Raw genomic sequence first — 16,018 nt, forward strand, 5'->3', positions numbered from 1 at the left:
TACTCGCGCGGCTCAGCGGGCGGCCAGGTATGCCGCAGCGGTCGCGCGCAGCCGGGCGTGGCTGCCGCCATACAGGTCGGCGGGGGTGGGCAGGAATCGTTTGTCGACCTTGGCGACCGACGTGTAGTTGGTGTCGCACACATTGGCCAGCGGCGACTCGACCGCCTGCGACAACAACTGGTAACTGTCGAGCTCACTCATTCCGGTGGATGCGCTCACCCAGTGCAGCAGGTCGAGTTGGGCGATCCGGAACGCGTCCTCCAGCGGCCGCGCCGAGCCGGCCGACATCACGTGGGTGTCGGTTTCGATGCGCGGCCACGGTGTCGGCACGCCCTTGATGAGCTCGACCGCGACGACCGTGTCCATCGCGCACTCGATCGCGGTGCCGCAGGTCTCTCCCTCGCCCTGTCGCGCGTGCCCGTCGCCCAGGCTGAGCAACGCTCCCTCGACGTTGACCCCGAGGTAACACGTTGCACCAGAACGCATTTCGGGAGTGTCCAGGTTGCCTCCGTGCGCGTCCGGCACGAGCGCCGAGCGCACCTCCAGGTTGGCCGGGGCGACTCCGATGGTGCCGTGCATCGGGTCCATCGGCAGGGTCATCGTGTGCTCGCTGTCCAGCGCGTGGAAGGTGCACTCGCCCGCGGCGACGTCGACGTCCCAGATCCAGACGCGCTCCGGCAGCGGCGGCTGGAGTGTTGCGGTCAGGTGCGTCGAGGTCAGCGCCCCGAAGAGCGGCACCGTGGTCGACGCACCCCAGTCGCGGGCCGGGCGCAGGTCCACCAAGTGCACGGCGACGGTGTCACCCGGCTCGGCGCCTTCGAGGTAGAACGGGCCGGTCTGCGGGTTGAGGAACGGGAAGTCGCATACCTCGCTGACCAGGTCGGTCGCGCGGCGCACCTTGCCGGCATAACAGTCCTCGGTGAAGACCTCCAGCACTGCCCCGGACGGGACGCGTGCGATCGGCGCAGCTCCGCCGAAAGTCCACGCGAACTGCTCCGGAGTCGGCCGGAAGGGACGGACATCGAGGTTTGCAGCCATGACCGCAGCGTAGCCACCCAGCGTTTGCTCGACGTTCAATTGAGTTCTGCCTCAAGGGCACTCGGCCCGCCATACGGTTTCCGTCGGTCCGCTATGGATGCGATGTGAACTGGTTATGAGGGTGGGAGCCGATGGAGACAGGTGCCGTCGTACGCGCGCGGCAGGTCAGCAAGACGTTCGGTGAGGTGGTGGCGCTCGACGCCGTCGACCTCGACCTCCCCGCCGGGCAGGTGCACGGACTGATCGGTCCGAACGGCGCCGGCAAGACGACCTTGCTCGGTTTGTTGCTGGGCCTGGCCCGGGTCACTTCGGGCTCGCTCGAGGTGCTCGGCACCGAGATGGGTATGGCGGGGGCGACTCCGGCCGGAGTCGCCGGCTTCGTCGACGGCCCGGGGCTCTACCCGTCGCTGACGGCACGACAGAACCTTGCGGCGCTGGCCGGTCTGCGAGGCCGGCGCGACGACACCCGCATCGGTGCGGCGCTCGACGAGGTCGGCCTGCGCGATATGGCGGACGACCGGCTGCGTGGCTTCTCCCTCGGCATGCGACAGCGGCTCGGGCTGGCGGCTGCGCTGTTGACCGAGCCGCGGCTGTTGGTGCTGGACGAGCCGTCCAACGGTCTGGATCCGTCGGGAACCCGCCAGGTGCACCGGGTCCTCACCCGGCTCGCCGACTCCGGCGTCGCGATCGTGATGTCCAGCCATCGCATGGACGAGCTCGCGGCACTGTGTGACGAGGTGACGATCCTGCACACCGGGCGGGTCGTCTTCTCCGGACCGGTCGGCAAGCTAGCCGCCGAGAGCGGCGACCTGGACTACCGGATCGTCACCTCCCGCCCCTCGGACGCGGCGCGAATTGCTGCGGACACCAGTGGCAGTCGGCTCGTCAATGACACCGGCCGACACCCCGCGACACCGGACGCGGTCGTCGTGCACGGCGCTGTCGCGGCCATCGACGACCTGATCGCCGACCTGGTCCGAAGCGGCATCGCCGTGCGCGAGCTCGGTCCGGTCGTGCCGCCATTGGAGGCGGCCTTCCTCGCCCTCACCGACGGCGCTGAGGACGGTGGCCGATGACCACTCTCGCGCGGAGCACGCCCGTCCCGGCGGAAGCCACCGTCGCCCGCATGGCACCGACCCTGCGATTCGAGCTGGCAAAACTGTTGTCCCAGTGGCGGGTTCGCATCGTCCTGATCGCCTGCTGGGTCGCGCCCGGTGTGTTCGTCGCGGTGGTCAGCCAGCAGAGCTCGCTACCGACCGACACCGTCTTCGGACGCTGGATGCACGCCACCGGGTGGGCAGGCCCGCTGGTCGTGCTGAGCTTCTGTTGCACGTGGGCGCTGCCACTGCTGACGGCACTGGTCGCCGGGGACGTCTTCGCCGCCGAGGACCGCCTCGGCACCTGGCGTCATCTGCTGGTCTCGGTGCGTTCTGCCCGTCGCATCTTCGCCACGAAGGCGATCGCGGCGGTCTCGGTCATCCTGGTGATGGTGCTGGGCCTCGCGGTCTCCGCGGTCGCCGGCGGCCTGCTCGCCGTCGGCAACAACCCGCTCGTCGGCCTCGACGGCCACCAGATCGCCTCCGGCGAGGCGGCCCGGCTGGTCGGTGCCGCCTGGCTCTACGTGGCGGTTGCCGCGCTCGCGTTCGCAGCCGTCGGACTGCTCGGGTCAGTCGCGTTCGGACGCTCCCCGATGGGCCTCCTGCTGCCGGCCGTGCTGGCAATCTGCCTGCAACTGCTGCAAATGCTGCCGCTGCCGGTTGCCCTCCGGATGGCGTTGCCCAGTCAGCCGTTCCTCGCGTGGCGTGGCCTGTTCACCACCCCGGCGCAGCTCACGCCCATGGTCGTCGGGCTGATCGTGAGTCTCGCCTGGACCGTCGCCGCCACCGCCGTGGCCTACCTGCTGTTCCGTCGCAGGGACTTCACCGACCTCGCGTATGACGGGGCAGGCCGGCGCGTTGTGCTCGCCGGCGGCGTGCCGTTGGTCGCACTGACCGCGATCGGAACCGCTGCGGTCGCAGCCGGTTTCGGCGCAGGAGGCGGCTCCGGCGTCTCGGGGCGCGCGGTCGAGCAGTCGATTGCCACGGCATACGGCCACCTCTACCGGCTGCAGTCCCAAGAACTGCACCGCCCCGATGTGCCCGAAGCCCAGCTGCGCAGCGCCGCCACCTGCACCAAGGGTGGCGCGACGGGTGGCTCCGGCCCGGGCAACGACTGGCGGTGCGTCGTCACCTGGCGGTTGCCGGGCGTGGCGTCGACCGGCTCGGCGATATACCAGCTCGACGTGCAGGCCGACGGCAAGTTCGTCGCCGACGGCGACGGCCCGCCCCCGGTCAACGGCTACTTCCAGGTGCGCACCCCCGCAGGAGATTCACCCAACCCCCTCTGGCAGATCGATGGGCTCATCGACCTGCTGGACTCCCCGAAAGGCTGAACATGCACGTCACACGGCAACGTCGTAGTGCCCCGCAGGGACAACGTAAGCTCACCGGTCGCCGCCTTCGGCTGGCAGTCGCCGGCGCCGCCGCGCTCACCGTCGCCGGTGGCGGCCTCGCGGCGGCCTCCACCAGCGCGTTCAAGGACCACCAGGTCGGCGGCACCTATGCCGACGGCATCCAGGTCTCGAGCAACCAGGTGATCAAACCGATCGGCGACCGGCTGCTCACCGAGGACGGCAAGTTCATGGGCTCGACCGTGAGCCCGAACCAGCGTTACCTGGCGGCGTCCAGCACCGACAAGAAGGTGTCGCTGCAGATCGTCGATCTGTCGACATACAAGGTGATTTGGAAGGTCGGCACGGCAGCGGGTGTCGATCAGAAGCTGTCCGACCTGAGCGTCGGCCAGGAGGGGCCGACCTACTCCCCCGACGGCAAGGTGCTCTGGCTGCCGCAGAAGGACGGGCTCACCCGGTTCCCGGTCAACGCCGACGGCACCCTCGGTGCACCGACCACGGTCAAGCTGCCCAAGGACGGCGACAAGTCGGCGTTGCCGGCGCAGAGCACCTACTCCGCCGACGGCAAGACGCTCTACGTGGCCGTCAACGGCCAGAACAAGGTGATCGCACTCGACCCGCAGACCGGCACGGTCAACAAGACCTACCAGGTGGGCATCGCACCGCGGCAGATCGCCGAGGTCGACGGCAAACTCTACGTCAGCAACGAGGGTGGCCGACCCGCGAAACCCGGTGAGACCACTATCAATTCGTACGGCACGCAGGTGCCGGCCGACCCCTACCTCGGCACGTCGACGACAGGCACGGTCAGCGTCATCGACGCGGGGTCCGGCGAGGTGAAGTCCATCGACGTCGGCCTGCACCCGACCGCGCTGCGCAGCGACGGCAAGGCGTTGTTCGTCGCCAACACCGGCAGCGACACGGTGTCGGTGATCAACACCGGCAGTGACAAGGTCGTGCAGACCGTCAACACCCAGCCCTATGCGTCGTCGAAGGTCGGCTACGAGCCGACCAGCATCGCCGTGCAGAACGGCAAACTGCTGGTGACGCTCGGTCGGGCCAACGCGGTGGCCGTCTTCAACTACGCCGGCAACCCGCAGGAACCCGTCGGGCTGGTCGGCCTGCTGCCGACCGACTACTTCCCGATGACGCTCGCCACCGTCGGCAAGCAGATCGTGGTCACCAACACCCGTGGCATCGACGCGCGTGGCCCGGCCGTCACGATCAACAAGGGCCCGGAGGTGCCGGTGGTGAGCGGCCACGGCACGCACAGCACCACGGCGTCGCTGACCCGCTTCACCCTGCCCAGCGACAAGGACATCAAGAAGGCCACCAAGACCGTCTTCGACCAGAACGGCTGGGGCAAGAACGACGTGAAGCGGGCCACCGGCAATCGCCAGGCCGCCGTGCCGGTGCCGGCCAAGATCGGCGACCCGTCGACGATCAAGTACGTCTACCTGCTGGTGAAGGAGAACCGCACCTACGACCAGGTGTATGGCGACGACCCGCGCGGCAACGGTGACCCGAGCCTGGCGCAGTTCGGCAAGCAGGTCACCCCCAACCAGCACGACCTGGCCAAGCAGTTCGGCCTCTACGACAACGTCTACGACATCGGCACCAACTCGGCCGAGGGTCACAACTGGCTGATGCAGGGCGACAACCCGGCATACACCGAGTCCAGTGCCGGCGAGTACGAGCGCAGCTACGACACCGAGGACGACGTGCTCGGCCACCAGCGGTCCGGATTCCTTTGGACCAGCGTGGAATCGGCGAAGAAGTCGGCCCGCAACTTCGGCGAGTTCACCCAGTTCCTGACCAAGCCGAAGGGTGCGGACTGGCAGTCGTACTACTGCGCGGCGAAGGGCGTCGAGAAGGGCGCGGACCCGAGCACGCTCACCACGCCCGCGCTGAAGTCGGACACCTCGTCACCGATCCCGTCGCTCAACGACATCACGGTGCACGACTACCCGAAGTTCGACACCAACGTGCCGGACATCTACCGCTACCAGATCTGGAAGAAGGACTTCGAGAAGAACGGCCCGGCGAACCTGAACATGTTCTGGTTGTCGAGCGACCACACCGGCGGCGCGCCGTCGTCCCGCGCACAGGTGGCCGATGGCGACCTCGCGGTGGGCAAGATCGTGGACCAGATCTCGCACAGCAAGTATTGGAAGCAGTCGGCGATCTTCGTGGTCGAGGACGACAGCCAGAACGGCGCCGACCACGTCGACGGGCACCGTGCGCCGGTGCAGGTGATCAGCCCGTGGGCCAAGCGCGGCACGGTGAACAGCACGTTCTACTCGCAGATCAACATGGTGCGCACCATCCAGCAGATCCTCGGTGCGCAGCCGCTCAACCAGAAGTTGGCGGCGGCGACCCCGATGTACGACGCGTTCACCAAGAAGCCGGACTTCACGCCATACACCGCGACGCCGAACCAGGTGCCGCTCACCGAGAGCGTCACGCCGCAGCCGGCGTGCGGTCCGGACACCCCGGCCGGTACGACGGGAGCCGCGGCCAAGCCGCGGACCGTGCCGAAGGCACAGCAGGCGACTGCTGCGGCCTGGGAGTCCTGGCGCAAGAAGCAGCCGTTCGCGGGCGCCAACCCGACGCCGGACTCCGCGTCACCGGAGCTGATGAACCGCTTCACGTGGTACCAGGCGAACAACTGGTCCAAGCCCTACCCGGGCGACAAGAAGATCTACACCCCGTCGCAGGTGCCCGGCGGTTACCTGCCCAGCAACGAGGTGGAATGACCTGACACCCCACGAGATTCGCCCCGGCCGGTTGGCCGGGGCGAGTTTCGTTTCAGCAGCCGTCGGGGTCAGCGACTTTGTCAGTCAGGGGTGCCGGAGGCGGGATTTGAACCCGCACGCCCTTTCGAGCAAAGCATTTTGAGTGCTCCGTGTCTGCCGTTCCACCACTCCGGCGAGAGTGCTGCGCCAGTGTACGGGAGCGGGCCTGCCCGGCCCCAATCGGCGTACGACGACCCGCGCATCTCGTAAGCAACAGTGACGCTTGCGTCACCCTCGCTTACGAGACCAACCATCCCGCGCATCCCGTAAGCGACGGTGCGGCTGACGTCACCCTCGCTTACGAGACCAACAACCCCGCGCATCTCGTAAGCAACAGTGCCGCTGGCGTCACCCTCGCTTACGAGACCAGCGGCTGCTCGCGACCTGCGCCGGTCAGCGCAGCTCTTCGTACGCCGGCGCGACGTGGTTCCTGGCGTCGCCCAGCTTGTGCACGCGCAGCGCGTTGGTGGAGCCGGGGATCCCGGGCGGCGAACCGGCCACGATGACGACCAGGTCTCCTTCCTGGGCGCGGCCGGTCTCGAGCAGCGTCTCGTCGACCTGCATCGCCATCTGGTCGGTGTGCTGCACCTGCGGCATCAGGTAGGTCTCGACACCCCACACCAGTGCCAGTTGTGATCGCGTCGACTGCTTCGGGGTGAAGGCCAGCATCGGGCGTGGGCTGCGCAGCCGCGACATCCGCTTGGCGGAGTCACCGGACTCGGTGAAGGTCACTAGATAACGCACGCCGAGCAGATCGCCGACCTCCGCGGCCGCCGCGGTGACCGCGCCGCCCTTGGTGTGCGGGCGCGTGCCGAGCGGCGGCACCCGATCCAGGCCGTGCTCCTCGGTGCTGGAGATGATCCGCGCCATCGTGCGCACCGCGTCGATCGGCCAGGCGCCCACACTGGTCTCCCCCGACAGCATGATCGCGTCCGCGCCGTCGAGCACCGCGTTGGCGCAGTCGCTGGCCTCGGCGCGGGTGGGCCGGGAGTTCTCGATCATCGACTCCAGCACCTGGGTGGCGACGATCACCGGCTTGGCGTTGCGCCGGCACATCTCGATCGCCCGCTTCTGCACGAGCGGGACCTCCTCGAGCGGGAGCTCGACGCCGAGGTCGCCGCGAGCGACCATCACCCCGTCGAACGCCTCGATGATCGCCTCCAGGTTGTCGACCGCCTGCGGCTTCTCGACCTTGGCGATGACCGGGATGCGCCGACCCTCCTCGTCCATGATCTGGTGCACCCGCTCGATGTCCTTGGCGTCGCGCACGAAGGACAGCGCGATCACGTCCGCGCCGAGGCCGAGCGCCCACCGCAGGTCGGCCTCGTCCTTCTCGGACAGCGCCGGCACGCTCACCGCGACGCCGGGCAGGTTGATGCCCTTGTTGTTGGAGACGACCCCGCCCTCGGCCACCTCGGTCAGCACGTCGGTCGGGGTCACCTCGATCGCACGAAGACAGACCTTGCCGTCGTCGACCAGCAGCAGGTCGCCCGGCTGCACGTCGCCGGGCAGCCCCTTGTAGGTCGTCGACACCCGCGTCTGGTCGCCCTGGATGTCATCGACGGTGATCGTGAAGCGGTCACCCTTGGCCAGCGTGATCGGTCCGTCGGCAAAGCGTCCGGTGCGGATCTTCGGCCCCTGCAGGTCGCACATCACACAGACCGCCCGGCCTGACTCGTCGCTCGCCTTCCTGATCTCGGAGTAGACCTTCTCGTGGTCGGCGTAGGAACCGTGCGACAGGTTCAGCCGGGCGACGTCCATGCCGGCGTCGACGAGGGCGCGGAGCTTGTCGGGTGCAGAGGTCGCAGGTCCAAGAGTGGCAACGATTTTGGCTCGACGCATGCCACCAAGCCTAGTGAGGGGCACGTATGCCGGAACCCCCGTCCGGCATACGTGCGAGTAACCCTGAGGTGAGGCTTAGACGACCAGCGGCCGATCCGTCGGAGCGATCGGTGCGGGCAGGTCGGACTGGCCGGACAGGAAGGCGTCGACACCGCGCGCGGCGGCGCGGCCCTCGGCAATGGCCCAGACGATGAGCGACTGGCCGCGGCCGGCGTCGCCGGCGACGAAGACGCCCGGCACCGACGACATGAAGTTGTCGTCGCGCTTGACGTTGGACCGCTCGTCCAGCTCAACCCCGAGTTGTTCGATGAAGCCTTCGCCCTGCGGGCCGAGGAAGCCCATCGCGAGCAGCACCAGGTCGGCCGGGATCTCGCGCTCGGAGCCCTCGACCTCCTCGAATCCGCCCTGGCCGGAACGCACTTCGACCAACCGCAGGGCCTTGACACTGCCGTTGCCGTCATCGATCGCGGTCTTGGTGCTGATCGAGTAGACCCGCTCACCGCCCTCCTCGTGCGCGCTCGCGACGCGGAAGATCATCGGGTAAGTCGGCCAAGGGTGCGCCTCGGAACGATCCTCGCCGGGCTGCGGCATGATCTCCAGCGAGGTCACCGACTTTGCGCCCTGCCGGTGCGAGGTGCCGATGCAGTCTGCGCCGGTGTCACCGCCGCCGATGACCACGACGTGCTTGCCCTCCGCGGTCACCTGATCGGGGACCGTCTCACCCAGCGCAACCCGGTTGGCGTCGGGCAGGAAGTCCATCGCCTGCACGATCCCGGCGAGCTCCCGGCCCTCGACCGGCAGGTCGCGCGGCACGGTGGCACCGACCGCGAGGACCACGGCGTCATACCGCTGACGAAGCTCGTCGGCGGTGACGTCCACTCCGATCTCGGTGTTGCACCGGAAGCGGGTGCCCTCGGCGGTCATCTGCTCGATGCGCCGGTCCAGGACGGACTTCTCCATCTTGAACTCTGGAATGCCATAACGCAGCAATCCGCCTGGCTTGTCGGCACGTTCGTAGACCGCGACGGTGTGCCCGGCACGGGTCAGCTGCTGCGCGGCAGCCAGGCCGGCCGGCCCGGAACCGACGACGGCGACCGTGCGACCGGTCAGCCGGACCGGCAGCTCAGGGGTCACCTTGCCGGCGGCGAACGCCTGCTCGATCGTGGTCAGCTCGACCTGCTTGATCGTCACCGCGGGCTGGCTGATGCTCAGCACGCAGGCCGACTCGCACGGCGCCGGGCAGAGCCGGCCGGTGAACTCGGGGAAGTTGTTGGTGGCATGCAACCGGTCGATCGCGTCGCCCCAATCCCCGCGCCAGGCAAGGGTGTTCCACTCCGGGATCAGGTTGCCGAGCGGACAGCCCTGGTGGCAGAACGGGATGCCGCAGTCCATGCAGCGACCGGCCTGTTGCTGCAGGTCTCCCAGCTGTTGCTCCTCGTAGACCTCTTTCCAGTCCTTGATCCGGACCGGCACCGGCCGGCGCTGCGGGAGGCTGCGCTCCCTAGTCTTCAGAAAACCGCGGGGGTCAGCCACGGGACACCTCCATGATGCGATCCCACACGACGTCTCCGTCGGGGTCGAGTCCTTCGGTTTCGGCCTGCGAGCGGACGTCCAGCACCCGCTGGTAGTCGCGCGGCAGCACCAGTGAAATGCGTTCCGCGCTGACCGGCCAGTCGGCGAGCAGCTTTGCGGCCACTGCGGATTCGGTCCATTCGACGTGCTTGGTCAGCAGCTTGTGCACCAGCTCGCGGTCCTGTTCACGCAACGGCGTGACATCCACGAGCTCGGTGTTGACCAGGTGCTCGTCGAGGTCGAGCACGTAGGCGACGCCCCCCGACATACCCGCGCCGAGATTGCGCCCGGTCGGGCCGAGGATCAGCGCGGTGCCGCCGGTCATGTACTCCAGGCCGTGGTCGCCGACGCCCTCGACGACCGCGGTCACACCGGAGTTACGCACGCAGAAGCGCTCGCCGACCAGTCCGCGCAGGAAGATCTCACCGCTGGTCGCGCCGTAACCGATGACGTTGCCGCCGACGACGTTGCGCTCAGCGACCAGGGACGCGTCACGCGTGGGCCGGACGACGACCCGCCCGCCCGAAAGGCCTTTGCCGACATAGTCGTTGGCTTCCCCGAAGAGCCGCAGCGTCACGCCCTTGGGCAAGAAGGCGCCGAGCGACTGCCCGGCGGCGCCGGTCAGGGTGACGTCGATCGTCTGGTCCGCCAGTCCCTCTGGGTAGCGCCTGGTCACCTCGTGACCGAGCATGGTGCCGACCGTGCGGTTGACGTTGGACACCGGCAGGTCGAGACGGACCGGTGTCTGTTGCTCCAGCGCGTCCCGGCTCATCATGATCAGCTGCTGGTCGAGCGCCTTCTCCAGCCCGTGATCCTGCGCGACGATGTGCCGGCGCGCCGAGCCGTCGGGCAGCTCGACGTCGGCCAGGATCGGCGCCAGGTCGAGACCGGCTGCCTTCCAGTGCTCCACGGCCCGCTGGGTGTCGAGCGCGCCGACCTGGCCGATCGCCTCGTCAAGGCTGCGGAAACCGAGCGATGCCAGTAGTTCTCGGACTTCTTCGGCGATGTACTCGAAGAACGTCTCGACGAACTCCGGCTTGCCGGTGTAGCGCTCCCGCAGCTCCGGGTTCTGCGTCGCGATGCCGACCGGACAGGTGTCGAGGTGGCACACCCGCATCATGATGCAGCCGCTGACCACCAGCGGCGCGCTGGCGAAACCGAACTCCTCGGCGCCGAGCAGCGCGGCGACGACGACGTCACGACCGGTCTTCAGCTGGCCATCGGTCTGCACCACGATCCGGTCGCGCAGGCCGTTGAGCAGGAGGGTCTGCTGGGTCTCGGCCAGCCCGAGCTCCCACGGACCGCCCGCATGCTTGAGCGACGTCAGCGGTGCGGCACCGGTGCCGCCGTCGTGACCGGAGATCAGCACCACGTCCGCATGCGCCTTGGACACACCGGCCGCGACCGTGCCGACGCCGACCTCGGAGACCAGCTTCACGTGGATGCGGGCCGCCGGGTTGGCGTTCTTCAGGTCGTGGATCAGCTGGGCCAGGTCTTCGATCGAGTAGATGTCGTGGTGCGGCGGCGGGGAGATCAGGCCGACACCTGGTGTCGAGTGCCGGGTGCTGGCCACCCACGGGTAGACCTTGTGACCGGGCAGCTGGCCGCCTTCGCCGGGCTTGGCGCCCTGCGCCATCTTGATCTGGATGTCGTCGGCCTGCGTCAGGTAGACCGAGGTGACACCGAACCGGCCGGACGCCACCTGCTTGATCGACGAGCGCCGGGTCGGGTCGAGCAGCCGGTCCAGGTCCTCGCCGCCTTCACCGGTGTTGGACCGGGCGCCCAACCGGTTCATCGCGACCGCGAGCGTCTCGTGGGCTTCCTTGCTGATCGAGCCGTAGCTCATCGCCCCGGTGGAGAACCGCTTCACGATCTCACTGACCGGCTCCACCTCCTCGATCGGTATGGCGGGCCGAACCTGCTTGAAGGAGAACATCCCTCGCAGCGTCATCAGCCGCGAGGACTGGTCGTCGACTGCCTTCGTGTACTGCTTGAAGATGTCGTAGCGGCGCGAGCGGGTGGAGTGCTGCAACCGGAAGACCGTCTCGGGGTCGAACAGGTGCGGCTCGCCCTCGCGGCGCCACTGGTATTCGCCGCCGGTCTCCAGCGTGCGGTGCGACTGGTGCTGACCGCCGCGCGGGTAGGCGGTCTGGTGACGCTCGGAGATCTCCCGCGCGACGGCGTCGAGACCTATGCCGCCGAGCCGGGAAACGGTGCCGGTGAAGTATTCGTCGATCAGCTCCTGCGAGAGCCCGACCGCCTCGAACACCTGCGCACCGCGGTATGACGCGACGGTCGAGATGCCCATCTTCGACATCACCTTGAGCACGCCCTTGCCGAGCGCCTTGATCAGGTTCTTGACCGCCTGCTCGGGGGTGACCCCGGTGATCGCGCCGCGCCGGACGAGGTCCTCGACCGACTCCATCGCCAGGTAGGGGTTGACGGCTGCTGCGCCATACCCGATGAGCAGCGCGACGTGGTGCACCTCGCGCACGTCACCGGCCTCGACGAGCAGTCCGACCTGGGTGCGGGTCTTCTCGCGCACCAGGTGGTGGTGTACGGCGGCGGTGAGCAGCAGTGACGGGATTGGCGCGAACGCCGCGGTGCTCTCCCGGTCGGACAGCACCACGAAGCGGTGGCCGTCCTCGATCGCCTGCGACACCTCGGCGCAGATGCCCTTGAGGCGGGCGCGCAGCGCGCTGGTGCCGCCCGCGACGCGGTAGGTGCCGCGGATGACGTAGGTCTCGTAGCCGGGGAAGCTGCCGTCGTTGTTGAGGTTGACGATCTTGGCGAGTTCGTCGTTGTCGAGCACCGGGAAGTCCAGCTCAAGCTGCCGCGCGTGCTGCGGACCGACCTCGAGCGCGTTGCTCTCCGGGCCCATCAGCGTGCCGAGCGAGGTGACCAGCTCCTCACGGATCGCGTCGAGCGGCGGGTTGGTCACCTGCGCGAACAACTGGCTGAAGTAGTCGAACAGCAGCCGCGGCCGGTCGGACAGCACCGCGATCGGGGTGTCGGTGCCCATCGACCCCAGCGCCTCCGCGCCGCCCGCGGCCATCGGGCTGAGCAGCAGGCGCAGCTCCTCATGGGTGTAGCCGAAGGTCTGCTGCCGTCGTACGACCGAAGCCGGTGTGTGCCAGACGTGTTCGCGGTCCGGGCGGTCGGACAGCTTGATGATGCCGGCGTGCAGCCACTCCTCGTAGGGGTGCTCGGTGGCCAGGTCCCGCTTGATCTCGTCGTCGCTGATGATGCGGCCCTGCGCGGTGTCGACCAGGAACATCCGGCCCGGCTGCAGACGCCCGCGACGTACGACACGGGAGGGGTCGAGGTTCAGCACCCCCGCCTCGGACGCGAGTATGACGAGACCGTCGTCGGTGACCGCGTAACGGCCGGGGCGCAGCCCGTTGCGGTCCAGCACGGCGCCGACCAGGGTGCCATCGGTGAACGCGACGCAGGCCGGCCCGTCCCACGGCTCCATGATCGCCGAGTGGTACTCGTAGAACGCCCGGCGAGCGGGGTCCATGGTCTCGTGGTTCTCCCACGCCTCGGGGATCATCATCAGCACCGCGTGCGGCAGGCTCCGCCCGCCGAGGTGCAGCAGCTCTAGCACCTCGTCGAAGGTCGCCGAGTCGGACGCCTCCTGGGTGCAGATCGGGAAGAGCCGCTCGATGTCACCGCCGAAAACGTCACTGCGCAAAGTGGATTCGCGAGCTCGCATCCAGTTGCGGTTGCCGCGCACGGTGTTGATCTCGCCGTTGTGCGCGATCATCCGGTAGGGGTGCGACAGCGGCCACGACGGGAAGGTGTTGGTCGAGAAGCGCGAGTGGACCAGCGCGAGCTCACTGGTAAACCGGCGGTCGGACAGGTCCGGGAAGAACGGCTCGAGCTGTCCCGTGGTCAGCATGCCCTTGTAGACGATGGTGCGGCCGGACAGCGACGGGAAGTAGACCTCGCGCTCGGCCTCGATGCGCTTGCGCAGCGCATAGGCCTTGCGATCCAGGTCAAGGCCGGACAGGTCGGACTCGGCGCCGGCGACGAACGCCTGCCGGAAGACCGGCATGACCTCGCGGGCGGCCTCGCCGACCAGCGTCGGGTCGGTCGGCACGTCGCGCCAGCCGACGACTCGCAGGCCCTCATCGGCGGCGATCTGGGCGAACCGCTCACCGATGAACCACTGCTCGTCGGCGTCGGTCGGCAGGAAGGCGATGCCCACGGCATACGAACCCTTGGCGGGCAGTTCGAAGTCGCAGACCGCACGGAAGAACTCGTCCGGAAGCTGGGTCAGGATGCCTGCCCCGTCACCGACGGACGGGTCCGCGCCGGTGGCACCGCGGTGCTCAAGATTGCGCAGCGCGGTCAGCGCGTGGTCGACGATGTCGTGGCCGGGCGTGCCGCGCATCGTCGCGACCATCGCCACGCCGCACGCGTCGTGCTCCTGTGCCGGGTTGTAGAGGCCCTGCGCCGCAGGTATGCCGGAGAAGGCGCCGCTCACGGGGAACCACCGTCCTCACCTTGTAATCGAACGAGACATAAAGGTTCGGGGGACGTCGCTGGCCACCGGTCGGGTCAGACTATCTGTCGCGCCCTCGTGTTCACAACCTGGACATGGCATCTTGCATGATGAGACGCGCTCAGGCGACGGGGGCCTCGGCCTCGTCCTCGTCCTCCTCGGCCAGGTGCTCGCGCACGCCGTCCGGGTGCCGGCGGCCCATCAGCACGAAGCCGGCCAGCCCGATCAGGAAGACCAGCACCGAGACCCAGACGTTCACGCGTTGGCCGAGGATGTGGTTGGCCGGGTCGTTGCGCAGCCACTCCATCCAGATGCGGCCGACCGGGTAGAGCATCACGTAAAGGAAGAACGACCGTCCGCGGCCGAGCTTCAGCCTGCGGTCCAGCAGCACGATCACCAGCGCGATGACCAGGCAGAAGATCGACTCGTAGAGGAAGGTGGGCTGGAAGTAGCCCGCGACGACCGGATTGCCGGCAGCGTCCTTCACCGCGTGGCCGGCGCTCTCGTCCCACTCGTAGACCTTCAGTCGCCACGGCAGATCGGTGGTGCGGCCGTGCAACTCGTTGTTGAAGTAGTTGCCCCAACGCCCCATCGCCTGGGCGAGGACCACGCCCGGCGCGGCCGCGTCGGCGTAATCCCAGAAGGCGATGCCGTGCCGGCGGCAGCCGATGTAGGCGCCGACCGCGCCGAGCGCGATCGCACCCCAGATCCCCAGACCGCCCTTCCAGATCGCGAAGGCATCGAGCGGGTTGCCGTCCTTACCGAAGTATGGCTGCCAGGAGGTGATCACGTTGTAGAGCCGGCCGCCGACGATGCCGAACGGCACCGCCCACCACGCGACCGTGAGGGCGTCCTCGCTGTGGTAGCCGCGATCGGCGAGGCGCCGGCCGCACACCCAGATCGCCGCGACGATGCCGGCGAGGATGCACACGGCATACATCCGGATCGGCAGCGGGCCGAGCCAGAAGACCCCGACGGTCGGACTCGGCAGGTATGACGCCTCGGCCGTCATCGGCGCACGCCCTCGGCGATCTCGCGCGCCAGCATGTCCAGACCGGCCAGGCCCCGGTCCAGATCGTCGGGTGCGTCGACCAGGCAGGACACCAGAGCGGAGCCGACGATGACGCCGTCGGCGAATTGCGCCACCTGGTGCGCTTGTTCGGCGGTCGACACACCGAGTCCGACGCACACCGGGATGTCGCTGACCTGCCGCACCCGGTCGACCAGGACAGCGGCGTCGCCACCCAGCGCGGAGCGTGCGCCGGTGACTCCCATCAGCGCGGACGCATAGACGAACCCGCGGCTGGCGGCGGTGGTCGAGACCAGACGTTCCGGGGTCGAGCTCGGAGCGACCAGGAAGATGCGGTCGAGGTCGTGCGCATCACTGGCCGCCAGCCAATCGGCTGCCTCGTCCGGCACCAGGTCCGGGGTGACCAGGCCGGAGCCACCCGCGGCGGCCAGGTCGGCCGCGAACTTGTCGACCCCGCGGCGCAGCACCGGGTTCCAGTAGGTCATCACCACGCACGCCGCGCCTTCGTCGGTGACGGCCTGCGCGGCGCGGAAGACGTCGTCGACGTGCACGCCGGCGGCGAGCGCGCCAGTGGCGGCGGTCTGGATCACCGGGCCGTCCATCAATGGGTCGGTGTAGGGCAGGCCGATCTCGACGATGTCGACGCCGGCACGCACCATGGTGCGCATCGCCTCGAGCGAACCCTCGACGGTGGGGTAACCGACCGGCAGATAGCCGACCAGCGCGGCCCGATCCTCTGCTCGGGCGTTGGCCAGCGCAGCACTGACCGACGACTCGGTGCGCAT

General features: G+C 68.6%; 9 protein-coding genes and 1 tRNA gene. 3 read left to right on the plus strand and 7 right to left on the minus strand.

Going from position 1 to position 16,018, the window contains the following annotated elements:
- Positions 1 to 12: 12 nt before the first annotated feature.
- A complete protein-coding gene (locus tag N2M23_RS15915) occupies positions 13 to 1,038 on the minus strand; it encodes an acetamidase/formamidase family protein (RefSeq protein ID WP_265446802.1) in 1,026 nt (341 codons plus the stop codon).
- A 131-nt stretch (positions 1,039 to 1,169) separates the two neighbouring features.
- On the opposite strand from N2M23_RS15915, the gene N2M23_RS15920 reads away from it, so the two are divergent.
- From N2M23_RS15920 to N2M23_RS15930, 3 genes are read left to right on the plus strand one after another with little or no spacing between them, the layout of a single operon-like run.
- The gene (locus N2M23_RS15920) at positions 1,170 to 2,114 is read left to right on the plus strand and encodes an ABC transporter ATP-binding protein (RefSeq protein ID WP_265446803.1); all 945 of its coding nucleotides are present in this window, start codon (positions 1,170 to 1,172) and stop codon (positions 2,112 to 2,114) included.
- 50 nt (positions 2,115 to 2,164) lie between these two features.
- Positions 2,165 to 3,469 (plus strand): ABC transporter permease, encoded by a 1,305-nt coding sequence (locus tag N2M23_RS15925; RefSeq protein ID WP_265446805.1) that lies wholly within the window; start codon positions 2,165 to 2,167, stop codon positions 3,467 to 3,469.
- 2 nt (positions 3,470 to 3,471) lie between these two features.
- Positions 3,472 to 6,243, plus strand: a complete 2,772-nt coding sequence (locus tag N2M23_RS15930; RefSeq protein WP_265446806.1) for an alkaline phosphatase family protein — start codon at positions 3,472 to 3,474, stop codon at positions 6,241 to 6,243.
- 91 nt (positions 6,244 to 6,334) lie between these two features.
- Here the strand turns inward: N2M23_RS15930 and N2M23_RS15935 are convergent.
- From N2M23_RS15935 to trpA, 6 genes are all read right to left on the minus strand, one after another.
- Positions 6,335 to 6,417: transfer RNA gene (locus N2M23_RS15935), tRNA-Leu, on the minus strand.
- A gap of 258 nt (positions 6,418 to 6,675) precedes the next feature.
- Complete coding sequence (pyk, locus tag N2M23_RS15940) at positions 6,676 to 8,124, minus strand: pyruvate kinase (RefSeq protein WP_265446808.1); 1,449 nt, start codon at positions 8,122 to 8,124, stop codon at positions 6,676 to 6,678.
- 75 nt (positions 8,125 to 8,199) lie between these two features.
- Positions 8,200 to 9,657 (minus strand): glutamate synthase subunit beta, encoded by a 1,458-nt coding sequence (locus tag N2M23_RS15945; RefSeq protein ID WP_265446809.1) that lies wholly within the window; start codon positions 9,655 to 9,657, stop codon positions 8,200 to 8,202.
- The gene (gltB, locus tag N2M23_RS15950) at positions 9,650 to 14,185 is read right to left on the minus strand and encodes a glutamate synthase large subunit (RefSeq protein ID WP_265446810.1); all 4,536 of its coding nucleotides are present in this window, start codon (positions 14,183 to 14,185) and stop codon (positions 9,650 to 9,652) included. Before gltB ends, N2M23_RS15945 begins: the two co-directional genes overlap by 8 nt.
- A gap of 139 nt (positions 14,186 to 14,324) precedes the next feature.
- The gene (gene lgt, locus N2M23_RS15955) at positions 14,325 to 15,215 is read right to left on the minus strand and encodes a prolipoprotein diacylglyceryl transferase (RefSeq protein WP_265446811.1); all 891 of its coding nucleotides are present in this window, start codon (positions 15,213 to 15,215) and stop codon (positions 14,325 to 14,327) included.
- Positions 15,212 to 16,018, minus strand: a complete 807-nt coding sequence (gene trpA, locus N2M23_RS15960) for a tryptophan synthase subunit alpha (protein WP_265446998.1) — start codon at positions 16,016 to 16,018, stop codon at positions 15,212 to 15,214. The genes lgt and trpA overlap by 4 nt, the downstream gene beginning before the upstream one ends.

It is taken from the genome of Flexivirga meconopsidis, assembly GCF_026162425.1.
Classification (GTDB): domain Bacteria; phylum Actinomycetota; class Actinomycetes; order Actinomycetales; family Dermatophilaceae; genus Flexivirga; species Flexivirga meconopsidis.

Coding starts and splice junctions, on each gene's coding strand:
- lgt (WP_265446811.1), bottom strand. CDS start 15,215: ATGACGGCCGAGGCGTCATACCTGCCGAGTCCGACCGTCGGGGTCTTC.
- N2M23_RS15915 (WP_265446802.1), bottom strand. CDS start 1,038: ATGGCTGCAAACCTCGATGTCCGTCCCTTCCGGCCGACTCCGGAGCAG.
- N2M23_RS15920 (WP_265446803.1), top strand. CDS start 1,170: ATGGAGACAGGTGCCGTCGTACGCGCGCGGCAGGTCAGCAAGACGTTC.
- N2M23_RS15925 (WP_265446805.1), top strand. CDS start 2,165: ATGGCACCGACCCTGCGATTCGAGCTGGCAAAACTGTTGTCCCAGTGG.
- trpA (WP_265446998.1), bottom strand. CDS start 16,018: ATGCGCACCGAGTCGTCGGTCAGTGCTGCGCTGGCCAACGCCCGAGCA.
- pyk (WP_265446808.1), bottom strand. CDS start 8,124: ATGCGTCGAGCCAAAATCGTTGCCACTCTTGGACCTGCGACCTCTGCA.
- N2M23_RS15930 (WP_265446806.1), top strand. CDS start 3,472: ATGCACGTCACACGGCAACGTCGTAGTGCCCCGCAGGGACAACGTAAG.